This window comes from Pseudomonas arsenicoxydans (assembly GCF_006438915.1).
GTDB lineage: Bacteria > Pseudomonadota > Gammaproteobacteria > Pseudomonadales > Pseudomonadaceae > Aquipseudomonas > Aquipseudomonas arsenicoxydans_A.
The window spans coordinates 107,033-131,686 of the sequence record NZ_RCZE01000011.1; the positions used below are offsets into that span (position 1 = coordinate 107,033).

At 58.7% G+C, this 24,654-nt stretch carries 27 protein-coding genes; 11 read left to right on the plus strand and 16 right to left on the minus strand.

Annotation, left to right across the window (positions count from 1 at the left end; all coding sequences use genetic code 11):
* Nucleotides 1-22: 22 nt before the first annotated feature.
* The 3 genes from yjiA to EAH78_RS22240 all read right to left on the minus strand — a co-directional run bounded on the left by yjiA (nucleotide 23) and on the right by EAH78_RS22240 (nucleotide 3,438).
* On the minus strand, nucleotides 23-997 hold the full coding sequence (yjiA, locus tag EAH78_RS22230; RefSeq protein ID WP_140669445.1) for a GTPase: 975 nt from the start codon (nucleotides 995-997) through the stop codon (nucleotides 23-25).
* Nucleotides 998-1,158: 161 nt separating this feature from the next.
* A complete protein-coding gene (locus EAH78_RS22235) occupies nucleotides 1,159-1,356 on the minus strand; it encodes a YbdD/YjiX family protein (RefSeq protein WP_007895266.1) in 198 nt (65 codons plus the stop codon).
* Nucleotides 1,357-1,371: 15 nt separating this feature from the next.
* Nucleotides 1,372-3,438, minus strand: a complete 2,067-nt coding sequence (locus EAH78_RS22240; RefSeq protein WP_140669446.1) for a carbon starvation CstA family protein — start codon at nucleotides 3,436-3,438, stop codon at nucleotides 1,372-1,374.
* A gap of 160 nt (nucleotides 3,439-3,598) precedes the next feature.
* On the opposite strand from EAH78_RS22240, the gene EAH78_RS22245 reads away from it, so the two are divergent.
* Entirely contained in the window at nucleotides 3,599-3,967 is a 369-nt protein-coding gene (locus tag EAH78_RS22245; RefSeq protein WP_140669447.1) for a PilZ domain-containing protein, read from the plus strand.
* Nucleotides 3,968-4,099: 132 nt separating this feature from the next.
* Here EAH78_RS22245 and radA read toward each other — a convergent pair whose 3' ends face one another.
* From radA to katB, 3 genes are read right to left on the minus strand one after another with little or no spacing between them, the layout of a single operon-like run.
* Nucleotides 4,100-5,467, minus strand: coding sequence for a DNA repair protein RadA (radA, locus tag EAH78_RS22255; RefSeq protein WP_140669448.1), 1,368 nt, complete (start codon nucleotides 5,465-5,467; stop codon nucleotides 4,100-4,102).
* 45 nt (nucleotides 5,468-5,512) lie between these two features.
* A complete protein-coding gene (locus tag EAH78_RS22260; RefSeq protein ID WP_140669449.1) occupies nucleotides 5,513-6,055 on the minus strand; it encodes an ankyrin repeat domain-containing protein in 543 nt (180 codons plus the stop codon).
* A 59-nt stretch (nucleotides 6,056-6,114) separates the two neighbouring features.
* Nucleotides 6,115-7,656 (minus strand): catalase KatB, encoded by a 1,542-nt coding sequence (gene katB, locus EAH78_RS22265; protein ID WP_140669571.1) that lies wholly within the window; start codon nucleotides 7,654-7,656, stop codon nucleotides 6,115-6,117.
* Nucleotides 7,657-7,941: 285 nt separating this feature from the next.
* Here katB and mscL point away from each other — a divergent pair, with 285 nt between their 5' ends.
* Nucleotides 7,942-8,355: a large-conductance mechanosensitive channel protein MscL gene (gene mscL, locus EAH78_RS22270; RefSeq protein WP_140669450.1), complete on the plus strand. Its 414-nt coding sequence runs from the start codon at nucleotides 7,942-7,944 to the stop codon at nucleotides 8,353-8,355.
* Between the two features lie 45 nt (nucleotides 8,356-8,400).
* Here mscL and EAH78_RS22275 read toward each other — a convergent pair whose 3' ends face one another.
* Entirely contained in the window at nucleotides 8,401-9,177 is a 777-nt protein-coding gene (locus EAH78_RS22275; RefSeq protein WP_140669451.1) for a ferredoxin--NADP reductase, read from the minus strand.
* 356 nt (nucleotides 9,178-9,533) lie between these two features.
* Between EAH78_RS22275 and EAH78_RS22280 the strand changes: the two genes are divergently transcribed.
* Complete coding sequence (locus EAH78_RS22280; RefSeq protein WP_140669452.1) at nucleotides 9,534-10,244, plus strand: autoinducer binding domain-containing protein; 711 nt, start codon at nucleotides 9,534-9,536, stop codon at nucleotides 10,242-10,244.
* Nucleotides 10,245-10,419: 175 nt separating this feature from the next.
* Nucleotides 10,420-11,544, plus strand: coding sequence for a methyltransferase (locus EAH78_RS22285; RefSeq protein ID WP_140669453.1), 1,125 nt, complete (start codon nucleotides 10,420-10,422; stop codon nucleotides 11,542-11,544).
* Between the two features lie 68 nt (nucleotides 11,545-11,612).
* Here EAH78_RS22285 and EAH78_RS22290 read toward each other — a convergent pair whose 3' ends face one another.
* From EAH78_RS22290 to EAH78_RS22300, 3 genes are all read right to left on the minus strand, one after another.
* A complete protein-coding gene (locus EAH78_RS22290; RefSeq protein WP_140669454.1) occupies nucleotides 11,613-11,780 on the minus strand; it encodes a DUF2474 domain-containing protein in 168 nt (55 codons plus the stop codon).
* 68 nt (nucleotides 11,781-11,848) lie between these two features.
* A complete protein-coding gene (gene cydB / locus EAH78_RS22295) occupies nucleotides 11,849-12,856 on the minus strand; it encodes a cytochrome d ubiquinol oxidase subunit II (RefSeq protein WP_109786316.1) in 1,008 nt (335 codons plus the stop codon).
* 3 nt (nucleotides 12,857-12,859) lie between these two features.
* Nucleotides 12,860-14,296 (minus strand): cytochrome ubiquinol oxidase subunit I, encoded by a 1,437-nt coding sequence (locus tag EAH78_RS22300; protein WP_140669455.1) that lies wholly within the window; start codon nucleotides 14,294-14,296, stop codon nucleotides 12,860-12,862.
* Between the two features lie 484 nt (nucleotides 14,297-14,780).
* On the opposite strand from EAH78_RS22300, the gene EAH78_RS22305 reads away from it, so the two are divergent.
* Both EAH78_RS22305 and EAH78_RS22310 read left to right on the plus strand, forming a co-directional pair.
* Nucleotides 14,781-16,019 (plus strand): MFS transporter, encoded by a 1,239-nt coding sequence (locus EAH78_RS22305; RefSeq protein WP_140669456.1) that lies wholly within the window; start codon nucleotides 14,781-14,783, stop codon nucleotides 16,017-16,019.
* A 102-nt stretch (nucleotides 16,020-16,121) separates the two neighbouring features.
* On the plus strand, nucleotides 16,122-16,409 hold the full coding sequence (locus EAH78_RS22310) for a HigA family addiction module antitoxin (RefSeq protein WP_059182122.1): 288 nt from the start codon (nucleotides 16,122-16,124) through the stop codon (nucleotides 16,407-16,409).
* 7 nt (nucleotides 16,410-16,416) lie between these two features.
* Here EAH78_RS22310 and EAH78_RS22315 read toward each other — a convergent pair whose 3' ends face one another.
* Nucleotides 16,417-16,968, minus strand: a complete 552-nt coding sequence (locus tag EAH78_RS22315) for a DJ-1 family glyoxalase III (protein ID WP_140669457.1) — start codon at nucleotides 16,966-16,968, stop codon at nucleotides 16,417-16,419.
* 80 nt (nucleotides 16,969-17,048) lie between these two features.
* Entirely contained in the window at nucleotides 17,049-17,504 is a 456-nt protein-coding gene (locus tag EAH78_RS22320) for a DUF4879 domain-containing protein (protein WP_430539946.1), read from the minus strand.
* A gap of 214 nt (nucleotides 17,505-17,718) precedes the next feature.
* Between EAH78_RS22320 and EAH78_RS22325 the strand changes: the two genes are divergently transcribed.
* Together EAH78_RS22325 and trmA are read left to right on the plus strand one after the other, a co-directional pair.
* A complete protein-coding gene (locus EAH78_RS22325; protein ID WP_140669459.1) occupies nucleotides 17,719-19,014 on the plus strand; it encodes an NCS2 family permease in 1,296 nt (431 codons plus the stop codon).
* Nucleotides 19,011-20,090, plus strand: a complete 1,080-nt coding sequence (gene trmA / locus EAH78_RS22330; RefSeq protein ID WP_140669460.1) for a tRNA (uridine(54)-C5)-methyltransferase TrmA — start codon at nucleotides 19,011-19,013, stop codon at nucleotides 20,088-20,090. The genes EAH78_RS22325 and trmA overlap by 4 nt, the downstream gene beginning before the upstream one ends.
* Nucleotides 20,091-20,144: 54 nt before the next feature.
* Here trmA and EAH78_RS22335 read toward each other — a convergent pair whose 3' ends face one another.
* From EAH78_RS22335 to EAH78_RS22345, 3 genes are all read right to left on the minus strand, one after another.
* Nucleotides 20,145-20,591, minus strand: coding sequence for a DUF2442 domain-containing protein (locus EAH78_RS22335; RefSeq protein ID WP_140669461.1), 447 nt, complete (start codon nucleotides 20,589-20,591; stop codon nucleotides 20,145-20,147).
* Entirely contained in the window at nucleotides 20,588-21,016 is a 429-nt protein-coding gene (locus EAH78_RS22340) for a DUF4160 domain-containing protein (protein WP_140669462.1), read from the minus strand. Before EAH78_RS22340 ends, EAH78_RS22335 begins: the two co-directional genes overlap by 4 nt.
* A gap of 215 nt (nucleotides 21,017-21,231) precedes the next feature.
* Entirely contained in the window at nucleotides 21,232-21,435 is a 204-nt protein-coding gene (locus tag EAH78_RS22345) for a tautomerase family protein (RefSeq protein ID WP_140669463.1), read from the minus strand.
* Nucleotides 21,436-21,551: 116 nt separating this feature from the next.
* Here EAH78_RS22345 and EAH78_RS22350 point away from each other — a divergent pair, with 116 nt between their 5' ends.
* The 3 genes from EAH78_RS22350 (at nucleotide 21,552) to EAH78_RS22360 (ending at nucleotide 23,905) form a co-directional block, all read left to right on the plus strand.
* Nucleotides 21,552-22,463 (plus strand): LysR family transcriptional regulator, encoded by a 912-nt coding sequence (locus tag EAH78_RS22350; RefSeq protein WP_140669464.1) that lies wholly within the window; start codon nucleotides 21,552-21,554, stop codon nucleotides 22,461-22,463.
* A 141-nt stretch (nucleotides 22,464-22,604) separates the two neighbouring features.
* Complete coding sequence (gene aroQ, locus EAH78_RS22355) at nucleotides 22,605-23,045, plus strand: type II 3-dehydroquinate dehydratase (protein WP_140669465.1); 441 nt, start codon at nucleotides 22,605-22,607, stop codon at nucleotides 23,043-23,045.
* Nucleotides 23,046-23,050: 5 nt separating this feature from the next.
* On the plus strand, nucleotides 23,051-23,905 hold the full coding sequence (locus EAH78_RS22360; protein WP_140669466.1) for a shikimate dehydrogenase: 855 nt from the start codon (nucleotides 23,051-23,053) through the stop codon (nucleotides 23,903-23,905).
* Nucleotides 23,906-23,953: 48 nt separating this feature from the next.
* Here the strand turns inward: EAH78_RS22360 and EAH78_RS22365 are convergent, their stop codons facing one another.
* Nucleotides 23,954-24,631, minus strand: a complete 678-nt coding sequence (locus EAH78_RS22365) for a TetR/AcrR family transcriptional regulator (RefSeq protein ID WP_140669467.1) — start codon at nucleotides 24,629-24,631, stop codon at nucleotides 23,954-23,956.
* Nucleotides 24,632-24,654: the final 23 nt, after the last annotated feature.

Genomic DNA, 24,654 nt, shown 5'->3' on the forward strand with positions numbered 1-24,654 from the left:
GCCCTATCAGCCACCGATAATGTCAGTGCTGCGCCGCCACCCGCGCAAACCCCTCTCGAATCTTCTCTTCCGGCAAATCATCCGCAATAAACACGATCACACTTTCCCGCGTCTCGCCCTCCGCCCATTCCGTATCCCAGTCAAATCCGTACAACTTCAGAACACCCTGGAACACCATCCGTCGCGGTTCGCCGGCAATGTTCAACACGCCTTTGTAACGCAACAATTGCTTGCCATGGTCTTCCAGCAACTCGTTCATGAACTCACTGAGTTTGTCGATATCCAGCGGCTTGTCGGTGCGCAGCACCAGGCTGGAAATGCGGTCAATGGACGGCGCTTTGCTCACTGGACGCAGGCTGACGCCACCGCCGAGGTCGGCATTCAGGTTAAAACCTCGCACGTCGAGCAATTCAGCCAGATCGATATTGCCGTGATCGACCACGCGGATCGGTGCGCGTCGGTTGATGCGGGTCAGGCGCTCACTCAATGCGGTGAAGGTCGGCTCGTCCACCAGATCACGTTTGCTCACCAGCAAGCGGTCGGCGAAACCGATTTGCGCCTGGGCGATGGTTTGGGTCAGGTGAGTCTCGGCGTGCGCCGCGTCCACCAGGGTGATGATGCCGTCGAGGATGTAGCGCTCGCGCAGCTCTTCATCGATGAAGAAAGTTTGCGCCACCGGCGCCGGATCGGCCAGCCCGGTGCATTCGATCACCAGGCGGTCGAAGGCGATGTCGCCGCTGTCCAGGCGTTCGAGCAACAGGTACAGGGCTTTGGTCAGATCAGTGTGGATGGTGCAGCAGACGCAGCCGTTGGACAACGTCATGACTTGTACCGGCTCATCACCCAACAGTTGGGTGTCGATCCCGGCATCACTGAATTCGTTTTCGATCACGGCGATTTTCAGCCCGTGCTCGGCTTTGAGCAGATGGCGCAACAGCGTGGTCTTACCAGCGCCGAGGAAGCCGCTGAGGATAGTTACCGGGATGGGAGAGGACAAACGGTTTCTCCTGTTTTACAGAGTTAAAAAACAACACAAAACAAATGTGGGAGCGGGCTTGCTCGCGAAAGCGGTATGTCATTCAACATTGATGTCGACTGACACGGCCTCTTCGCGAGCAAGCCCGCTCCCACAGGGATTGCATCAACCTCGCTGTCGGATCAACAGCACTTCGGCCCACCCTTGCCACCGTAACGAGCTTCCTGGCGTTCGCGGAAGAACATTTCGTAGCTCATCACCGGTTTGTCCGGGTGTTTGGTTTGCATATGCTCGACGTAGTTGTCGTAGTCGGGCATGCCGACCATCAGGCGCGCGGCCTGACCGAGGTATTTACCGAGGCGACTCAGGTCATTGAACATGTTTGCAATCCTCGATTACGCGTCCGGCAGGGCCTGGAATGGCGCTTCTTTATCCGTACGTTCTTTCGTACCCCAAGAGGCGATGCCGACCTTGAGTGCGTAAAACAGGATACTGAAGACCACGAACAGGAACAGCGCTGTCAGCGTTGCGTTGGTGTAGGCATTGAAAATCACGTGCTGCATCTGCGTGATGTCCTTGGCCGGGGCGAGGAGCTGACCATTGGCCAGCGCATCGCTGTATTTCTTCGCCAGCGACAGGAAACCGATGGCCGGGTTGGCGTCGAACAGCTTGATGAAGCCTGCGGTCACGGTGCAGATCAGCAGCCAGACCGCCGGCAGCATGGTCACCCAGATATAGCGTTGGCGTTTCATTTTGATCAGCACAACCGTTGCCAACATCAGCGCGATACCGGCCAGCATCTGGTTGGAGATACCGAACAGCGGCCACAAGGTGTTGATGCCGCCCAACGGGTCGATCACGCCTTGGTAAAGCAACCAGCCCCACATCGCCACGCAACCGCCGGTGGCGATCAGGTTGGCGGTCCAGGACTCGGTACGTTTCAGCGCCGGCACGAAGGAGCCGAGCAAATCCTGGAGCATGAAGCGACCGGCACGGGTCCCGGCGTCGACCGCGGTCAGGATGAACAGCGCTTCGAACAGGATCGCGAAGTGGTACCAGAACGCCATGGTGTTTTCACCCGGCAGGACACTGTGCAGGATCTGCGCGATCCCCACCGCCAGGGTCGGCGCACCGCCGGCACGGGCCAGAATGGTGGTTTCGCCAATGTCATGGGCCACCGCTTGCAGGGCTTCCGGGGTAATCGCAAAGCCCCAGCTGCTGACGGTTTGCGCGACCGCTACGATGTCACCACCGACGACGGCAGCCGGGCTGTTCATGGCGAAGTACACGCCCGGCTCGATCACCGAGGCGGCAACGATTGCCATGATGGCAACGAAGGATTCCATCAACATCGCGCCGTAACCGATGTAACGGGAATTGACTTCGTTATCCAGCAGCTTCGGCGTGGTGCCGGAAGAGATCAACGCGTGGAAACCCGAGACCGCGCCACAGGCGATGGTGATGAACAGGAACGGGAACAGGCCGCCCTTCCACACTGGGCCGGTGCCGTCGATGAACTGGGTCAGCGCGGGCATTTTCAGCTCGGGCATGGTCACCAGAATGCCGATCGCCAACGCGATGATGGTGCCGATCTTCAGGAACGTCGACAGGTAGTCGCGCGGGGCGAGGATCAGCCACACCGGCAATACCGCGGCGACAAAACCGTAGCCGATCAGCATCCAGGTAATCTGGATCCCGGTGAAGCTGAACGCCTTGGCCCAGACCGGATCAGCCGCAATCTGCCCACCGAGCCAGATTGACCCGAGCAGCAACGCCACGCCGACCACAGAGATTTCACCGATGCGGCCCGGGCGGATGTAGCGCATGTAGATGCCCATGAACATCGCAATCGGGATGGTCGCCATCACTGTGAAAATGCCCCAAGGGCTCTCGGCCAGGGCTTTCACCACGATCAGCGCCAGCACCGCGAGGATGATGATCATGATCAGGAAGCAGCCAAACAGCGCGATGGTGCCGGGGATGCGGCCCATTTCTTCGCGGACCATGTCGCCCAGGGACCGGCCATTGCGGCGGGTCGACATGAACAACACCATGAAGTCCTGAACGGCACCGGCCAGCACCACGCCAGCAATCAGCCACAGCGTGCCAGGCAGATACCCCATCTGCGCCGCCAACACCGGCCCGACCAAGGGACCCGCGCCAGCGATGGCCGCGAAGTGGTGACCGAAGAGGATGTGCTTGTTGGTCGGAACGTAGTCCAGACCGTCATTATTGAGTACGGCGGGGGTCGCCCGTCGCGGGTCGAGTTGCATAACGTTGTTAGCGATGAACAGACTGTAGTAACGGTACGCAACCAGATAAATGGCCACGGCAGCGACCACAATCCACAAGGCGTTGATCGCCTCACCTCGGCGCAATGCCACCACACCCAGGGCACACGCGCCGACGATTGCCAGCAGCAGCCAGGGTAAATGGCGTAGCGGGCTATTATTATTTTTCATTTTATGATTCCAGCCAGAGTGGACAAGAAAGACAGCCACCCCGAGTTTAGCGCTCCTGACGGCAAAGGCCATACCCCGACATTGGTCTAGACACCCGCCTGCGCTGGCAGGCTTTAATAATGCGGGTCTATAGTCAGCGTACCTTTCCGAGGATTGCGCCATGAGCGAACACGCTGCCGACCGTCGCCGCTTCAAACGTATCGCGTTCGATGCCCAAACCGAACTGCGCCAGGACGAATACATCTGGCAGGTGAAGTTGATTGATCTGTCGCTCAAGGGGCTGTTGGTCGAGAAGCCCGAGCCGTGGCTGGGCAATCGGGAGCATCACTTTTGCGTCGATATTCATCTGACGCCTGAAGTCGCGATCAAGATGGATGTGCTACTGACCCACGATGACCGTGGCCAACTCGGCTTCGTCTGCAAACACATCAGCCTGGAATCCATCGAACGCCTGCGGAGATTGATCGAGTTCAACTTGGGAGACCCAGAGGAGCTGGAACGCGAGCTGGGCGCCTTGATCGAAATCTGACGGCCCAACACCAATCCAATGTGGGAGCGGGCTTGCTCGCGAAGGCGGCGTGTCAGACAACATCATTACCGAATGTCAGTCCGCCTTCGCGAGCAAGCCCGCTCCCACATGGATTGTGTTCTATCTGGAAGGTTATTCGAACAAGGCGTCGAGTGCCTGTTCCAGTCGGGTAACGGCAATAATCTGCAACCCCGGTGGCGCTTCTTTCGGCGCATTGCCCTTGGGCACGATGGCGCGCTTGAAGCCGTGCTTGGCGGCTTCTTTCAGGCGTTCCTGACCGCTGGGCACCGGACGTACTTCGCCAGACAGGCCGACTTCGCCAAACACCAACAGATCATGGGGCAATGGCCGGTTGCGCAAACTGGACATGACGGCCGCCATCAATGCCAGATCAGACGCCGTCTCCAACACCTTCACACCACCGACCACGTTGAGAAACACGTCCTGATCGTGGGTCGGAATACCGCCGTGACGGTGCAGAACCGCCAGCAACATCGCCAGGCGATTCTGATCCAGCCCCAGCGTGACCCGGCGCGGGTTGGCCAAATGGCTGTCATCCACCAAGGCCTGGACTTCCACCAGCATGGGCCGCGTCCCTTCCCACGTCGCCATGACCACACTCCCTGGGACTTCCTCCTGCGCGCGTGTGAGAAAAATCGCTGACGGGTTAGAGACTTCTTTCAGACCCTTGTCCGTCATGCCGAACACACCCAATTCGTTGACCGCGCCGAAACGGTTTTTCACCGCTCGCAGCAAACGCAAACGCCCATCGGATTCGCCTTCGAAATACAGCACGGTATCGACCATGTGCTCCAAAACACGCGGACCGGCCAGCGCGCCTTCCTTGGTCACGTGACCGACGAGGAAAATCGCGGTGCCGCTCTGCTTGGCATAACGCACCAGCAAGGCCGCACTCTCGCGAACCTGAGAAACGCCGCCCGGCGCCGATTGCAGTTGTTCGGTGAAGATCGTCTGGATCGAGTCGATCACCATGACCTTGGGCTTTTCTACCCGGGCCGTGGCGATGATGGTTTCGATGCAGGTTTCGGTCATCACCCGCAGTTGGTCCTGCGGCAAGCCCAGGCGGCGGGCGCGCATGGCCACTTGTTGCTGCGACTCTTCGCCGGTGACGTACAGCGCCGGCATGCTTTTGGCGAGGTTGCACAAGGTTTGCAACAGGATGGTCGACTTACCGATGCCCGGGTCACCGCCGATCAGCACCACCGAACCGTCGACCAAGCCACCGCCCAACACTCGATCAAGTTCACTGGAGGCGGTGGAAAAACGCGGAATTTCTTCGACACTGACTTCGGCCAGGGTCTTGATCTGGGCCTGCTGGCCAGTCCAGCCGGTCCGACCGCTCGGGGGGGCGGCACCACCGCTTTCCACCATGGTTTCGGTCAGCGTGTTCCAGGCCCCGCATTCGCCGCACTGGCCGGCCCACTTGGGGAAGGTTGAGCCACACTCAGTGCAGCCGTACATGCGCTTGGCCTTGGCCATCTGAACTCCCGGCAAAAACCGCGATGATAGCTCAGCTGGCGTCAATCAGCGCGGCGTGGCGGTACGGATTTCGCCGCTGGCCAGACGCGTGGCACTGTTGCCCAATGGATCTTCGGCCTCCAGGTCTGCGCCTTTGGCCTTGAGTGCGTCGAGCAGTTCGGCACGCTTGAACAAACCGGCGTACATCGCAGCCGTTTGCCCCGCGCCGTTGCGTTGGTCGGGGCTGCAATTGGCCAACAGCAAGGTCCGGGCAATCTGCATTTCCCCTTTGAAAATCGCCCCCATTAATGCCGTGTTGCCTCGCTGGTCCTGAGCGCAGGCATCCGCGCCGGCGGCGAGCAAACGCTCCACTGCAGCGGTCTGGCCGTGGTAGGCCGCCAGGATCAGCGCGGTGTAACCCCTACTGTCGCGGGTATCGAGTGAGTATCCAGCCTCAATGAAGGTATCGAGCATTGGCACATCGCCACGGCGGGCGGCGTCGAAGTAGTAATCCTGCAGTTGAGCAGACAGCGCCGTCGAGTCGTCGGGTGTCGTGGAAAAGGCACTGGTCGAGAGCAACGCCAGCCACACAAACAGATAAATACGCATTGCAAACTCCTTGACCCGACGGGACCTCACCGGAGGTCCCGCATTTCAGGCAAACGCGGTCAGTCGACCAGGTTGGCCGCCAGCGCCTTGACCCGGCTCAGGTCACCCTTGGCCACCTTGGTCACGCCTGTCCCGTATTCCGGGTCGGCTTTGTACAGAAACGACAGGATGATGTGCTTGCTCTCGTCATCAGTTGTCGCGAGCGAACCGCCAAAACTCTCGATAAGGTCGTTCCGCTCCTTTTTACTGAAGGAGCGATACAAATCACCGGCCTGCTTGAAGTTTTGCTCGCGCTGGATCTTCGCCTGCTGGGTGCTGCCCGTCAGCGCCGCTTGGCTGTAACGCGCCGTTTGCGGCTCTTCACGGGGCATCAATCGGCTCGGCTGATAGTTCACGCCTGTGCTGCTGTGACCGATGTTCATCGCACCGTCCTGATTACCGTTATTCACGGCAACTTTTGGCGCGTTGATCGGCAACTGCAGCGCATTGGCACCCAAACGATAGAGTTGAGTATCGGCATAGGAGAACACTCGCCCTTGCAATAGACGATCTTCCGAAGGTTCGATACCGGGAACCAGATTGGCCGGAGCCATCGCCACTTGTTCAGTTTCCTGGAAGACATTTGAAGGATTACGATCGAGGATCATTTGTCCAACTTTTCGTTCAGGAATTCCAGGCCAGATCTTCGTCGCATCCAATGGATCGAAGTCAAACTTGTACAAGTCCTGAGATTTTACAACCTGGACGTACAAGTCCCATTTCGGAAAGTCACCCTTGTTAATATGAGCGACCAAGTCATTGGTCATATGACTGTAGTCTTTTCCTTGAACTTTCGACACCGACTCAGGATCGAGATTATTAATTCCCTGCAAACTCTTCCAGTGAAACTTCACATAATGCACATCGCCTTTGGCATTAACTAACTTGTAGGCGTGCACACCGTTTCCGTCCATCTCCCGATAACTGGCCGGTGTGCCAGCGTTCGAATACAACTCGGTCAGGGTGCGAGTGGCTTCAGGAACATGGGAGAAGAAATCAAATCGCCGCGAATCATCGTCGAGGTTGGTGCGCGGGTCTGGTTTAAACGCGTGGACCATGTCTGGAAACTTGATCGCATCACGGATGAAGAAGGTCGGGAAATTGTTTCCCACCAGGTCCCAGTTGCCGTCGGCGGTGTAGAACTTGGTGGCGAAACCACGAGGATCGCGCAAGGTTTCCGGTGAATGGTTGCCATGAACGACGGCGGAGAAACGCACGAACACTGGTGTGCTCTGACCGCCAGCAAAGACTTTCGCCTTGGTCAGGTCGCTCAGGTCATTGGACACTGTGAAAGAGCCGTGAGCGCCGGTGCCACGAGCATGCACCACACGTTCAGGAATGCGCTCCCGGTCAAAGCGCTGCAGCTTCTGGATCAGCTGCACGTCCTGCAACAGCACCGGGCCGGTAGCGCCCGCGGTTTGCGAGTTCTGGTTATCGCCCACGGCAGCGCCGTTATCACGGGTCAGGTTGGCAGCATGGACGGAGAAGGACAGCAGGCTGGCGGTTAAAACACCAAGGGTACGCCGATGGGGAAAAGTCCCAAGGCCAAGGGTAGAAGTCATATCAGGTTCCTCTGTTTTCAAGGCGCACTCCCAGTGCGCTGACCCGAGGCTAGAGGTCGAACCGGTAAAACTTAAATAGAAATAACGCAACGTGATGATTCAGATATTTATGTCGCTAATCAGTCAGTTAGCGCGTATTTCGCGCGCGATTGCTGGCACTTTGCAAACTAATTGCCGGCAGACAGGTCGATAGTCACGAGCATTGTAATGAGGTGTTTCGGGCACGAGCCCTTTTGCTGAATTACACTGCGTTCACCAACCTCATCTGTAACAAGGAAATAACCTATGGGCGTGATAAATGAGTTCAAGGCCTTCGCGGTCAAAGGTAATGTGATCGACATGGCCGTGGGTATCATCATCGGCGCCGCCTTCGGCAAGATCGTAACCTCGTTTGTCGGCGACGTGGTCATGCCGCCTATTGGCTTGTTGATCGGCGGGGTGGACTTCAGTGATCTGGCCATTACGCTCAAGGCTGCCGAAGGCAATGCCCCGGCCGTGGTGCTGGCCTACGGCAAATTCATCCAGAGCATGATTGACTTTGTCATTGTCGCGTTCGCGATTTTCATGGGGATCAAAGCGATCAACCAACTGAAGCGCGAAGAGGCCGCGGCCCCGACACTGCCACCGGTTCCGACCAAGGAAGAAGAGTTGTTGAGTGAGATCCGCGATCTGCTCAAGGCCCAGAACAATCGGCCCTGAAGGCGGCTGCAATCAGAAACGGCGCCCTTGAGGCGCCGTTTTTTTTTACCAGAAGTTTTCCACAGCCACCTGGCCGGGTCGTCGACTGAGACTCAGGTGCATGTCGCGCTGCTTGAGCAGCTTGCGCGTGTCATCGATCATCTGCGGGTTACCGCAGAGCATGACCCGCGAATGCTCGGGTGTCAGCGCCACGCCTGCTGCCCGCTCCAGTTCGCCATTTTCGATCAGCGTGGTGATTCGTCCGTTCAGCGCACCGGAATGTTGTTCACGAGTAACGGTGGCGATGAACTGCAGTTTGTGGGCGTTTTCGGCCAGATAATCGCGCGTTCCCAACTCGGCAATCAGCGCCTGATATGCCAGTTCCCGGGCCTCACGCACGCTGTAGACGAGGATGATGCGTTCGAATTTTTCCCACACTTCGAAGTCCTGCAGGATCGACAGGAACGGGGCAATGCCGGTGCCTGTGGATAACAACCAGAGATCACGCCCATCGACGAAGCGGTCCGGGGTCAAATAACCAAAGGCCTGGCGATCGACCAGCAAGGTGTCCCCCACCTCCAGTCGACTCAGCTCGCTGGTGAACTCCCCCCCCGGCACCACGATGGAGAAGAACTCGAGAAACTCGTCATGGGGTGACGACACCATCGAATAGGCACGCCAGACCGTACTGCCATCGGCCTTGGTGACACCTAGCCGGGCGAACTGCCCGGCCCTGAAGCGAAAGCCCGGATCTCTCGTGGCTCGCAGCGTAAACAGGTTTGGGGTCAACGGCTGGACGTCGAGCAAGGTTTGGCGAGTAAATTTTTCGGCACTGGCGGTCATGGGACGCTCCATTGAACTCACATCACCAGTGTCGCGCAAAGCAGGCGATGTAAACACCGGTGATTTGTAGTGTCTTTGGAAATGAGATCCACTGCTAGTTTTGATTTTAGTTGTACAGTTACTTTTGTATTGTCAATGGTATTTATCAAAGTTGTACAAAACACAACAAAAGAGAATGATATACGCCATGTGAAATAATCTTGTGAATCTGAACAGCTAAGAACCAGATATGCATTTTCGATAATTTTCAAGAGCAAAAAAATTGCAGCGTATTTGTAGGATTGCTCCTACACTCGGGGCGTGCTGGATCTCGGATCCAATTAGCACCCCAAAGATGTCCGCATGGAGTTACTGCAATGGAAATGTGGAAGGAGTCACAGTTAAGAAAGATATTAGAAGCCAAGGACGTTAAGCCCGCCTATGAGATTTCACTCAAGCTGGCCCAGAGTCTTGGATTCAATTTTTGTGCTTTTTCAATAACATCCCCCGTGGTTATGCTTCATCACGACACCGTCAGTTTTAACAACTACCCAGTTGATTGGAATACGACCTATGAACATGGCCATTTCGGTGACATAGACCCAATACTGGCTCATTGCAATCAATCAGAGCTGCCGATCCTTTGGGACGAAAAGTTCTTCGCAAACGTACCTGAGCTGAGACAGACGCAAAAAAAACAAGGCTTGCAGTTTGGCTGGTCACAGTCGATTCATGACCGCAGCGGTCTGCGCAGCATGTTTAGCCTGGCCAGAAGCAACGAACCGATTACTGCCGATGAATGGTATGGACATCTGGGCTACGCCATTCTAATCAACCGCCATTTGAATGGGCTCGTGGCTCAAAAGCTGCGACAACGCCTGCCGGCGGCGAGCACGCCTCATTTATCGACGCGCGAAATCGAAATCCTGAAATTGTCTGCCGACGGCAAGACGGCTTGCGAGTGTTCCATGATCCTCAACATCGCTGAGCGCACCGTCAATTTTCACGTGCGCAGCGCAATCCAGAAATTTGGTGTGAACAACAAGATTGCAGCAGTGATAAAGGCAGTGAGGGCTGGCGCCATCTGAAACCACACGAGTTGCGGAAAACCCGCGAGTAAACGAGCCGAAAAAAACGTACCATTTGCGGTCCCCTGAGTGATGTCGTGTATAACTTAACGACGCCGTGCACTCGGACGGTCCCGCCCGCTACAACGCCTCCGGCAGCGGGACACACCCCCGTTGACTACCCAGAGCCCGCCTCATGCCCCTGCTCGAAACACCCTTCGCCCAACTCGACCTGATCCGTCAGCCAGAACAGCAGAACGAACCGCTGCAAGCGTTCGATGCCGCCGACGAATACCTGCTCAACCACCTCGCCGACCAACAGCCCTCGGCCGAGACTCGGGTACTGGTGTTGAACGACAGTTTTGGTGCATTGGCCGCCAGCCTCGCGGGCAAGGTCCGGGTGATCAGCAGTGGCGACTCGTTCCTGGCCTTTCAGGGACTGGAAAAAAATCTGATCCGTAACGGCCAGGCGTTTGACGCCGTGCCAAGCGTGCCCGCCAGCGAAGCGTTCAGTGGCCCGTTTGACCGGGTGTTGATCCGGGTGCCAAAAACCCTGGCGTTGCTGGAAGAACAACTGATTCGACTGCAAGGCCAACTGGCACCGGGCGCGCAGGTGATTGCAGCAGCGATGATCAAGCACCTGCCACGGGCTGCCGGTGATCTGCTGGAACGCTATATCGGCCCGGTACAAGCTTCCCTGGCGGTGAAAAAGGCCCGCCTGTTGATCGCCATACCAGAAGCAAAAGCCCCGGTCGTGTCCCCCTACCCTTCGCGCTATCAGCTGGATGAACCCGCCATTGAACTGCTGAACCACGCCAATGTGTTCTGCCGCGAAGGGCTGGACATCGGCACCCGGGCCTTTTTGCCGCACCTGCCGAAAAACCTCGGCACCGCGCGAGTCGCCGACCTCGGTTGTGGTAACGGCGTGCTGGCCATCGCCAGTGCGCTGCAAAACCCCGAGGCGCAGTACACGCTGGTGGACGAGTCGTTCATGGCGGTGCAATCGGCTGCCGAGAACTGGCGCGCCGCGCTGGGTGACAGAGCGGTCACTGTGCGGGCCGGCGACGGTCTGGCCGGGCAGGAAGCTCAATCCCTGGACGTGGTGTTGTGCAATCCGCCGTTCCATCAACAACAAGTCGTTGGCGACTTTCTCGCCTGGCGCATGTTCCAGCAGGCCCGGGAGGCGCTGGTGGTGGGGGGCGCGCTGTACATCGTCGGCAACCGTCACCTGGGTTACCACAGCAAACTCGCCCGGCTGTTTCGCGGCGTCGAACAAGTGGCCGCCACGCCAAAATTCGTGATTCTCAAAGCCCGCAAATAAACCGGAAAAAAAACCCTCCATGCGGGAGGGTTGTGAATCCGTGCCTCCAAGGCAACGGGATGGGATCTTCAGTGGGTGGTCAGGCCTGCCGCATTCATGAACATGCGCATCAGACTGGCCACGATAAACAGGGCGCCGACGCTACCGGCCCAGATCAGGGCCAGCCATCCAAGCCGCTGCAACAGCGGTTTTTTTTCGGCATCTTCAATGTCGTGCAGGGAATGTTTACCGGTCATTGCATCGATCCTCAGGTAGATCAATGGCGCCTTTCAGGGCGCCATCGCGAGCACGCTCGCTCCCACAGTTAGTGATAACCGTCTTCGTGGGTGACCTTGCCGCGGAACACGTAGTAGCTCCAGAAGGTGTAGCCCAGGATGAACGGGATGATGAATAACGTGCCCACCAGCATGAAGCCCTGGCTTTGCGGTGGCGCGGCGGCGTCCCAGATCGAGATCGACGGTGGCACGATGTTCGGCCACAGGCTGATACCCAGACCGCTGTAGCCAAGGAAGATCAGCACCAGCGTCAACAGGAACGGCGTGTAGTGCGCATTGCGGGCGACGGCGCGGATCAAACCGTACATGGTCACCAGCACCAGAATCGGCACCGGCATGAACCAGAACAGATTGGGCAGCGTGAACCAGCGGGCGGCGATTTCAGCGTGGGCCAAGGGCGTCCAGATGCTGACGATACCGATCACCGCCAACACCACGAAGGCCAGCGGCCGCGCCAGGTCGTGCATCTGCTCTTGCAACTTGCCTTCGGTCTTCATTATCAGCCATGTGCAACCGAGCAGCGCATAAGCCACCACCAGCGCCACACCGCAAAACAGGGTGAACGGCGTCAGCCAGTCCAGTGAGCCACCGGCGAACTGGCGATTGACCACTGGCAACCCATCAATGAAGGCGCCCAATGCCACGCCCTGGAAGAAGGTCGCGGTGACGGAGCCGCCGATGAAGGCCTTGTCCCAGAGGTGGCGCTTGTCGTCCCTGGCCTTGAAGCGAAACTCGAAGGCCACGCCCCGGAAGATCAAGCCGATCAGCATCAGGATCAGCGGCAGGTACAACGCCGAAAGCACCACCGAATAGGCCAGCGGGAAAGCGCCAAACAACGCGGCACCGCCCAGTACCAGCCAGGTTTCATTACCGTCCCAGACCGGGGCGACCGTGTTCATCATCACATCACGGTCGGTCTTGCCCGGGATGAACGGGAAGAGAATCCCGATCCCCAGGTCGAAACCGTCCATGACCACGTACATCATGATGCCGAAGATGATGATCACGGCCCAGATCAGCGGAAGATCAATACCCATGACTCAAATCTCCTTGGTCAGGCTGTGGTCACTGTCGGCGCCATCATCATCAGCGGCGGACAGCGGACGGGCCGGTGTGCGTTTCTGCCCAGGCCCACCGTCGTTGGTTTCCTTGCCTTCGTCGATCTTCGGCCCTTTGCGCACCAGGCGCATCATGTAGCCCAGGCCCGCACCGAACAGCGCGAAATACACCACCACGAACAGAATCAACGTGATGCTCATCTGCATGAAACTATGGTTGGAAGAGGCGTCCGCCGTACGCATCAAACCGTACACCACCCACGGCTGACGACCGATTTCGGTGGTAAACCAACCCGCGAGTATCGCGATCAGGCCCGACGGCCCCATCCACAACGCCAGGTAAAGGAACGGTCGCGAGGTGTAGAGCTTGTCACTCTTGCGCAGCCAAAGGCTCCACAACCCGGTGAAGATCATCAGGAAGCCGAGGCCAACCATGATCCGGAACGACCAGAACACGATGGTCGAATTGGGCCGGTCTTCAGGCGGAAACTCCTTGAGCGCCGGGACTTGCTTGTCCAGCGAGTGAGTGAGAATCAGGCTGCCCAGATAAGGAATCTCGACGGCAAATTTGGTTTTCTCGGCTTTCATGTCCGGCCAGCCGAACAGGATCAGCGGCGTCGGTTCATCGCCGATGTTTTCCCAGTGCCCTTCGATCGCCGCGATTTTCGCCGGCTGATGCTTGAGGGTATTGAGGCCGTGGAAATCGCCGATGACGGCTTGAATCGGTGCCACGATCAAGGCCATCCACATGGCCATCGACAGCATGGTGCGGATCGCCGGGTTGTCCTTGCCGCGCAGCAAGTGCCAGGCCGCCGAAGAGCCGACGAAGAACGCAGTGGCGACGAATGCCGCCGTCGCCATGTGCATCAGACGGTACGGGAATGACGGGTTGAAGATCACCGCCAGCCAGTCGGTGGGGATCACCTGACCGTTGACGATTTCGAAACCCTGCGGCGTTTGCATCCAGCTGTTGGAGGCCAGGATCCAGAAGGTCGAGATCAGCGTGCCGATCGCCACCATAACGGTGGCGAAGAAGTGCAGCTTGCGCCCGACCTTGTTCCAGCCAAACAGCATGACCCCAAGGAAACCGGCTTCGAGGAAGAACGCGGTCAACACCTCGTAGGTTAGCAATGGCCCGGTCACCGAGCCAGCGAAGTCCGAGAAACGGCTCCAGTTGGTGCCGAACTGATAAGCCATCACCAGGCCGGAAACCACGCCCATGCCGAAGTTGACGGCAAAAATCTTCGACCAGAAGTGATAAAGGTCGCGGTAAGTGTCGTTATGGGTTTTCAGCCACAAACCTTCGAGCACCGCCAGGTAACTCGCCAGGCCAATGGTGATGGCCGGAAACAGAATGTGAAAAGAAATGGTAAACGCGAACTGCATTCGGGCGAGATCAAGTGCCTCTAAACCGAACATAAGTCTTCCTCTGTCAGGTAATACGGCTGCTGGCTGGAAGCCTGCACCCAACGGCCCCCACGGCTATGGAGTGCGGCGAATTCGAATTCGTTCTTTTTATTGAAAGCCGCACAACGCAGGGAGTCTGGCCAGATGGCCGCCGGATCAATTCCTGGTGGGGTTTTGATCTGGGTCAATCATCGTTGAAAGAGTAGTCCCATTTCCGGGGATGAACCGCGTGGTCTTTTGCCGCGTGACAAGTTGCCTCATGGCGATCGTTACAGGCAGACACATTTCCCCTGTGGAGCGAGCCTGTTCGCGAAGCGGTGTGTCAGGCAGTTCGGTATCGACTGATAGGCGGCCATCGCGAGCAAGCTCGCTCCCACAGGGGGAATGGGCGTGATTTCAAGATCGGTGTCTAGCTAACTATATTTTCGGTGGCTGCAACTTCTGGTTACAGGTTGGTGATAACCTCGCCCTTCCCCTCTCCCAGATTTCCCCGCAGATGCCCAGCCAAGAGCCCTTGCTGTTACGTCATCACCGTCCTTTCATCGCGTTCTGGCTGGCTCGGGTGTTCACCGCCAGTGGTTTTCAGATGCTCACCGTGGCCATTGGCTGGAACCTGTACCAGCTGACCGGCAACGTGCTCGATCTGGGCCTGGTGGGGTTGGTGGAATTTGCCCCGCGCGTGCTGTTCATGCTGCACACCGGGCACGTCGCGGACCGTTATGACCGGCGCAAAGTCGCGGCGATCTGCCAGTCGCTGCAAGCGTTGATCGCCCTGTCGCTGGCCATCGGCAGCGCCACCGATCACGTCACCCGCGAGATGATCTTCATCCTCGCGTTCCTGCTCGGCGCTGCGCGCTCTTTCGAAATGCCCACCACCCAGGCCCTGTTGCCGAGCATCGTGCCCAGTGCGCTGTTTCCTCGCGCGGTGGCCGCCGCCCAATCGGCGCAGCAGTCAGCCACTATCGTCGCCCCGGCGCTCGGCGGTTTGCTCTACGCCTTCGGCAGCGTCTGGGTGTATGGCCCGACCGTGATCCTCTACATCATTGCCTGTGGGTTGATGCTCAACTTGCCGAGCCGGCAGACGCCGCTGAACAAGGGCAAGGCGACGCTGAATTCGCTGCTGGCGGGCATCCGCTTCATTCGCAGTCGCCCGGACATTCTCGGGGCGATTTCTCTGGACCTGTTTGCGGTCTTGCTCGGCGGCGCCACGGCGCTGCTGCCGGTGTTTGCCAAGGACATCCTGCTGACCGGCCCGTGGGGACTGGGCCTGCTGCGTTCTGCGCCAGCCGTCGGTGCGCTGATGATGTCGCTGTTCCTGGCGCGGTTCGCGGTTGAACGCAACGTCGGACGGGTGATGTTCACCGCTGTCGGTGTGTTCGGCGTCGCCACCATCGCCTTCGGTCTGTCGACCTCTTTCTGGTTCTCGCTGGCGGTGCTGGTGGTGCTGGGCGCGGCCGACATGATCAGCATGGTGATCCGCGCCTCGTTCGTGCAGTTGGAAACTCCGGACGAAATGCGCGGCCGGGTCAGCGCCGTGAACGGCCTGTTCATCGGCGCGTCGAACCAGTTGGGCGAATTCGAATCCGGGCTGACCGCCCACTGGTTCGGCACCGTGCCGGCGGTGGTCATGGGCGGGATCGGCACGCTGGTGGTCACCGGGGCCTGGGTGAAACTGTTCCCGACCCTGGCCAACCGCGACCGCATGCATATGCCGGTGGAGGAAGTGAAGGTCTGAAGCAGGTGCCTGGCACAAATTTGCCGACCAGGTGCAATACATAGATACCGCATCAGGTGTAATGTATCGCCTTACACTTGTTCCGTAATCAAGAGGCAGGCAATGCCCATGCACAACCCGCCACACCCTGGCGAAACACTCTTGATGGATGTATTACCTGAACTCGGCATCAGCGTCACGGAACTGGCCCGTCATCTTGGTTTTGCACGACCGCACCTTTCTCGGGTTCTGCATGGCCACGCACCCATCAGCCCGGATCTGGCCGTGCGCCTGGAGCGGGCAGGGATTGGCAAGGCTCGCATGTGGCTAGGGGTTCAGACTGATTACGATCTCTGGCAAGCGGAGCAGCGCGAACAACCGGCGATCAAGCCCATCGCCATCCACGCCTGACATCTCCTCACGCCAGCATCTCCCCCGCCACCGCCATGCGTGTGGCTTTGCCGCAGAGCTGTTCCACCAGTGTCAGGGCAAATGCCAAGGCGGCCCCGGAACCCTGGGCGGTCACGCAGTTGCCGTCGACCACCACCGGTTGGTCGATGAAGTTGCAACCTGACAGCTGATGGCTGGCGGAGGGCAGGCACGTCATGCGCCGCTGACGCAATACGCCGAAGTGTTGCAGCGCGACCGCCGGGGCCTCGGCGATGCCTGCGAACAGGCGCCCGGCGGCGGCTTGATCCTTGATCAGTTGTTGCAGGGGTTGATGGGCCGCCAGGTGTTGCGCGCCCACGGCGCCGCCCGGCAAGGCGATCAGGTCGAACGGCTGGGCCAGCAAGTCGACCAGCATGGCATCGGCCGTCAGCCGGGTGCCACGGGCACAGGTGAGCATGCGCCGCCCCTCGATGCTGGCCACCACCACTTCAACCTTGGCGCGGCGCAGCACATCGACGAGGGTTACTGTTTGCAGGTCATCGATGCCCTCGGCGAGGGTAATCAGAGCTCTAAAGGTCATGGGGGCAGTCCACAGAATGATCTTTAAAGCGTAGTCAGCTTTCCTGACGCATGTTCGAGCGCAGCCGTTACTTGCTGCCGTTATTTGATGTAGAGCTGCGTCGACATCGTGTTGCCCGGCGGGTTGATCGAGGTGTTGCTGAAGGTGAAGTTGCCGCTCTGCTTGCCGTCCAGGTCCATGACGTACAGATAGCCGACGGTTTTTCTCCCGACAGTACACTCGGTCAGGTTACCGGTATCAAACGCACACACCGGCGTGCGTGTGCCGTTCACTTCGAACCCGTCCAGTGCGACATACGCCTGACGGCCATAGCCGACCTCCAGCACGTAGACCTTGATGTGCGGTCCGCTGTGGTCGCAGCGCGTCTGGTCCTGCCCCTCGGCGATGTCTTCAAACCCGCAACCGGGCGATTCGACCTTGAGCACTTTCAGCTGGCTCAACGCTGGCGCCATCGCAGCCGAGGCGTTTTGCGCCCCCAGCAACATGGCCATCACGACGCCAATCACGGCGATCACACGCGTTTTCATGCAATACATAACTACCCCCAAAATCAGCGCGCAGTATGGCTCACTTCGCTTGACGGCAAAACATCGACGACGATCGCAGCCATAAGCAGCCATAACCCCACGCTGCTGGTATGATGCGCGGCTTTTTCCGGCCCACAGTAATTTCCCAGGCGCGTTCAGCGGTCTGTGCTTTGCTGTTGAGGTCGATACATTCACGGCGCCGGGCGCGCCACGGGGAGCAGACATGCTGGAAAGGCTGTTTCAACTCAAGGCACACAACACCAACGTGCGGACCGAGATTCTGGCGGGCGTCACGACTTTCTTGGCCATGGCCTACATTCTGTTCGTCAACCCGAGCATCCTCGGCGAGACCGGCATGGACAAGGGCGCGGTGTTCGTCGCCACCTGTCTGGCCGCAGCGATTGGCTCCACGATCATGGGCCTGATCGCCAACTACCCGATCGCGCTCGCGCCGGGCATGGGCTTGAACGCCTTCTTCACCTACACCGTGGTCCTGCACATGGGCCACACCTGGCAAGTGGCGCTGGGTGCGGTGTTTATCTCGGCGGTGTGCTTCTTCCTGCTGTCGATCTTCCGCATCCGTGAATGGATCATCAACAGCATCCCGCTGCCGCTGCGCTCAGCGATTGCCGCCGGTATCGGCCTGTTCCTGGCACTGATCGCCCTGCACAACGCAGGCATCGTGGTCAGCAACCCGGCGACCATGGTCGGCCTCGGTGACCTGAAACAACCGGCCCCGATCCTCGCGACCCTGGGTTTTGCACTGATCGTTGCCCTCGAAGCCCTGGCCGTACGCGGCGCCGTACTGATTGGCATTCTGGTGGTGACCATCGTCTCCATCGTGATGGGCTTCACCCCGTTCGGCGGCGTGATATCGATGCCACCGTCGCTGGCCCCGACCTTCATGCAACTGGACATCAAAGGCGCACTGGACATCGGTCTGGTCAGCGTGATTTTCGCCTTCCTGTTTGTCGACCTGTTCGACAACTCCGGCACTCTGATCGGCGTCGCCAAGCGCGCCGGCCTGATGGGCAAGGACGGCCACATGCCGAAAATGGGTCGCGCCCTGATCGCCGACAGCACCGCGGCCATGGCCGGTTCGCTGCTGGGCACCTCGACCACAACCAGCTACATCGAGTCCGCAGCCGGCGTCAGTGCCGGTGGCCGTACCGGTTTGACCGCTGTGGTGGTCGCGATTCTGTTCCTGCTGGCGCTGTTCTTCTCGCCATTGGCGTCCAGCATTCCGGCATTCGCTACCGCACCGGCGCTGCTGTTCGTCGCCGTGTTGATGACATCCGGCCTGGCCGAAATAGACTGGGACGACATCACCGTTGCCGCACCGGTCGTGGTCACCGCGCTGGCCATGCCGTTCACGTATTCCATCGCCAACGGCATCGCCTTCGGCTTCATCTCCTGGACCGCCATCAAGCTGATGTCCGGTCGCGGCCGTGAGCTGAACCCGGCGCTGGTGATTCTGTCGATTTTGTTCGTGATCAAGTTGGGTTGGTTCAACGCATGACTTTTGATTCCCAGGCCTACGCCGTTCAGCTCGAAGAAAAGGTCACACGCCTGCGTGACCTTCTGGCCCCGTTCGGTGCACCAGAACCGGCGGTGTTCGACTCTGCGCTGAAGAACTTCCGCTTGCGCGCCGAATTCCGCCTGTGGCGTGAAGGTGGTGAACGGCACTACGCAATGTTTTCCCAGGAAGACAAACGCACGCCGATCCTGATCGAAGAGTTTCCGATTGCCAGCCTGCGCATCAATGAACTGATGCCACAACTCAAGGCAGCCTGGAGAGCCAGTGCCGCCCTGAGCCACAAACTGTTCCAGGTGGAGTTTCTGACCACCCTGGCCGGCGATGCGATGATCACCCTGTGCTATCACCGCCCGCTGGACGAGCACTGGCATGCTGCGGCCACGAAACTGGCCGCCGACCTGAACGTCAGCATCATCGGTCGCTCGAAAGGCAAACGTGAAGTGATCGGTCACGATTACGTGATCGAGCAGCTCGACGTCGGCGGCCGCACCTTCAGCTATCGCCAGCCGGAAGGCGCGTTCACCCAGCCCAACGGCACCGTGAACCAGAAGATGCTCAACTGGGCTTATGACGCGCTCGGTGATCGCACGGACGATTTGCTCGAGCTGTACTGCGGCAACGGCAACTTCACCCTGCCGCTCGCGACCCGCGTACGCAAAGTGCTGGCCACCGAAATCAGCAAGACCTCGGTCAACGCAGCCCTGAGCAACCTCAGCGAAAACGCGGTGGATAATGTCACCCTGGTGCGTCTGTCCGCCGAAGAGCTGACCGAAGCGCTGAACGAAGTCCGCCCGTTCCGCCGCCTGCAGGGCATCGACCTCAAGAGCTACGAGTTCGGTAGCGTGTTCGTCGACCCGCCCCGCGCCGGCATGGACCCGGACACTTGCGAGCTGACCCGCCGCTTCGACAACATCCTCTACATTTCCTGCAATCCGGAAACGCTGGCGGCGAACATCGCCCAGTTGCACGACACACACCACATCACTCAGTGCGCGATGTTTGACCAGTTCCCGTGGACGCATCACATGGAATCCGGAGTGTTGTTGACCCGTCGTTGATTGCAGTTGCCAATACAAATGAGCCGTCATGACGACGGCTTTTTTGTGGGCGAATCAAAGTGCCGTATCGATCTTGCGCGGGCGCCCGCCCTTCTTGCCATTGGCCCGCGCAGCCTCGGCCTTGGCGACACTGCTTTGGCGACCATTGCGCGAGGCAATGACGGAAGACGCCATGTCCATCAGCGGCTTGCTCGCTGAAATCAGTCCTGCGATGGACACCTGTAAATCACTGCCCTCATGGCAGAGCGCGGTTCCCGCAAAGCCTACCTTCAAGCCCGCGAAGTCCTCATCGTCAAAGCCATCGAACTCCGGGTAATTCTTCGCCGGCAGGAGCACGCCGCTGCCGTCTTCGAAGCTGATGACCAGGCTATGTCCGGTCCAGGTCACGGCTCTCGCATTCAAACCGCTGCGACGGCTCAACTCGCCTCGCGCAATGGCCTGTTCCAGTGTTTCTTCGGTGACGGGGCGATCCGCCTGAATGCTCGCCTGTATTGTTTTCATAATTCGATTTCCACTCCTTCCGCAGCCCCTGCCAGGGACAGCAGCGTTTTGTTCGCTTCGGGCTCGTAACTGGCCGAGCCAATCAGGTAAGTCGTGCTGGCGATTCGTTTCATCACGACCACTTCATTGCCCTCCCAATCCCACCACTGATTATCGAGGCAGGCGGTGTGCAATTTGCTCCACCAGAGGCTACGCGCTCGCCGTAAATGCGCCGGTTGCCGCAACGCCAGACGCAATTCCTCCAGCAACGCTGAAGGGGGTCGCTGTGAATGAGGAACGACATCCCAAAGCTCCACGCCGTTGTGCCAGAAACTGAATTTGAAGCGTGCGCTCCACGCCTGTGCATCAACATGGACATGCGGCGGGCAATGTTCATCACGCAACATGATGACCAATGAAAAACCCTTGTAGCGACATACGTTCATGCTAACCCATCCGTTAGGTTATAGAGTGCAAAGATTCTCCATTCCTTGAAGAACCCGATAATTGGCGGTTGATCCGTTTGAAGATCGACTCGGTGATCAGCCTAGCGCTTGAACGTTTTTTGACTCGCCGATAACGGCGCCAAAATAGTAAGCAATCCTTTCACTGTGCCCACGAAAAAGCCGCCACAAGGGCGGCCTTCTTGATCTGTAATCCATCAATCTCCGGACTTCTGATGCTCAGAAACAGTCAGGCCCGCATGCCCCCAGTTATCCTTATCCACTTCCTCGATCACGATGTGGGTCAGCTCCGGAGGCTTGCCGAGGACGCGCTGCAACGTCTCGGTGATTTCGGCGATGACCTGGGCTTTCTGCTCTCGGGTAACACCGTCACGGGTAATACGCACACTGACGAAAGGCATGATGCTGCTCCTGTCCGGTTATCAAAAAAGACGCCGCGCCAGTAAAACACTGCCACGGTGATTTCATCTACAGTGACGCCATTCAGCCCCTCATTTGATCCCCGGTGTAATCAATCATGCAGCGTGTCTTCGATGATCTTCAGTTGGGCAGCATCGAGCTGTTTTGCCTCGCCGCCGAGGCCGGCAGCTTTACGGCCGCTGCACTGGTGGCGGGCGTGACACCGGCCGCCGTCAGCCGTTCGGTATCGCGCATGGAAGAACGCTTGGGCGTGCGGCTGTTTGCACGCACCACCCGCAGCGTCAAGTTGACCGACAGCGGTCGTCGTTACTACGAAGAATGTCGTCAGGCTCTCGCGCAACTGATCGAGGCTCAGCGCGAGGTCATGGGCCAGCAGCAGCAACCGTCCGGCACCTTGCGCATCAGCATCCCAACAACCTATGCACACCACCGGATTCTGCCGTTGCTGCCGGCGTTTCGGGCGCGCTTTCCCGACGTGAAGGTCGAGTCGCACATCAGCAATCGCAACATCGATTTCGTCGGCGAAGGCTATGACATGGCGATCCGCGTGCGGGCTATTCCGGATTCAGGACTGATCGCCCGACATCTGGAGGACGCCGCGCTGGTGCTGATTGCCAGCCCCGATTACCTCAAGCGTGCAGGCGTCCCACAGACACTCGACGACTTGGCGCAGCACGAATGCATCCAGTACGAACTGCCTAGCAGCGGCCGGCGGATCGCCTGGCTATTCAATGAAAACGGCACACCGCGGGAGATTCTTGCCGAGGGCAGTTTCAGTTGCTCCGACGATGTGTTGGGTGGCGTGACCCTGGCCAAACACGGGGCGGGGCTGTTTCAGACGTATCGGTTTATCGTCGAAAACGAACTGGCCGATGGCTCGCTGCTGGAAGTATTGAAGCCTTACGGCGGCCGCTCGCGACCGTTCACGTTGCTGTATCCACAAAGCCGTCATGTGCCCCTGAGGTTGCGCGCCTTTATCGATTTCCTGGTTGAGCATCTGCCGCGATAAACCGAGCAACTGTTCGATCACCGCACACAAATCCCCATCGAGACGTCTCTTCAATTGACCGAACTAACCAGCTAGTACAATTTATCTCCACAGGCTGAAACCTACAGCCGATTCCAAAAATAATAAGTGGAGAGACCCTCGATGCCCCCTATCGTTCTGGTGCTCAACGGCCCGAACCTGAACCTGCTCGGCACCCGTGAACCGGCGACTTACGGCCACGAAACCCTGGCAGACATCTCGGCACTGTGCGCACGTGCCGCTGAAGAATTCGGCCTGGCCGTGGAGTTTCGCCAGACCAACCACGAAGGTGAATTGCTCGACTGGATTCACGCCGCTCGCGGTCGTTGCGCCGGCATTGTCATCAATCCAGCCGCGTGGACCCACACCTCAGTGGCGATTCGCGACGCCCTCGTCGCCAGTGAACTGCCCGTGATCGAAGTCCACCTGTCGAACGTCCATGCTCGCGAACCTTTCCGGCATCACTCGTTTGTCTCGGCCATCGCCACCGCGGTGATGGCCGGTTTCGGCAGCCACGGCTATCGCCTGGCGCTGGAACATTTCAGTCTGAAATTGAAGGGATGAGCACGATGACTCAGCACAACACTGTATTGGCCGGGCTGATCGGCGCCGGGATTCAAGCCTCCCGCACGCCGGCGCTGCACGAGCACGAAGGCGAAGCGCAGGGCATGCGCTACCTCTATCGCCTGATCGATCTGGATCAGCTGAAGCTCGACAGCAACGCCCTGCCCGACTTGCTGATGGCCGCCGAACGAATGAACTTCACCGGGCTGAACATCACCTTCCCATGCAAGCAGGCGATCATCCCGCTGCTCGACGAACTGTCGCCGGAAGCCCGCGGCATCGGCGCGGTGAACACCGTGGTGTTGAAGGACGGCAAACGCATCGGCCACAACACTGATTGCCTGGGTTTTGCCGAAGGGTTTCGCCGTGGCTTGAAGGACGCTGCCCGTCAACGTGTCGTACAAATGGGTGCCGGTGGCGCAGGTGCGGCAGTGGCCCACGCGCTGTTGAGCGAAGGCGTACAACTGCTGAGTATTTTTGACGTGGAGCCAAGCCGCGCGCAGGCGCTGGCGGACAATCTCAATCAACACTTCGGTGCTGGACGGGCGGTGGCCGGGCACGATTTGCCGAGCACCTTGGGCCAGGCTGACGGCTTGGTAAATACCACACCCATGGGCATGAAAAAACTGCCGGGCATGCCGGTACCGGTCGAGTTACTTCGTACCGCATTGTGGGTGGCGGAGATCGTTTACTTCCCGCTGGAAACCGAACTGCTGCGCAACGCCCGCGCGCTGGGTTGCCGCACGCTGGATGGCGGCAATATGGCGGTGTTTCAGGCGGTGAAGGCGTTCGAATTGTTCAGCGGCGTAGTGCCGGATGCGCAACGAATGCTCGCGCATTTTCAGAGCATGAACGACTGAGGGGATGCGGTGAGGGGCTGCAGTGAGGGAATAGCCCCCTCACCTGATTCAGGCTTGCAAGTATCGCAGAACCGACTCGCAAATCATCTCCCGGTGACGCTGCTTGATGGCTTCGTCCGGCAAGTCGATCTGGAAAATCTCACCGAAAGTATGACGGTTCGACACGCGATAGAAGCAGAACGAACTGATCAGCAGATGCACATCCAGCGGCACAAGCCCTGCGCGGAACAGCCCCTCCTCGGCACCGCGACGCAGAATCTCGCCCAGTGAATCGAGGATCGTATTGTTCATTGCCTTGATCGCATCAGAGCGCTTCACATATTCGGCATTGTGAATGTTTTCGATGCTGACGATGCGCACGAAATCGACGTTGTGATCATGGTGATCGAAGGTGAATTCCACCAGACGCCGAATCGCCTCCACCGGCGCGAGCTCTGTCAGGTGCAAGCGGTTTTCGGTGCTGCGAATGTCGCCGTAGAGTTTTTCCAGCACCTCGACGTAGAGCTGTTCCTTACTGCCGAAGTAGTAATAGATCATGCGTTTTGAGGTGTGGATGCGCTCGGCGATTGCATCGACGCGAGCACCGGAAAGCCCCTGTTGGACGAACTCGACAATCGCCTCTTGAAGGATGTTCTCGCGGGTCTTTTCCGGGTTGTTTTTGCGGCTTTTTCGAGGCTCGACGATCGGTTCGGCGGGCACTGCGGAGCGTTCTGAAGTCATTGTCATTGCGGGCTCACGGCCATCACTGC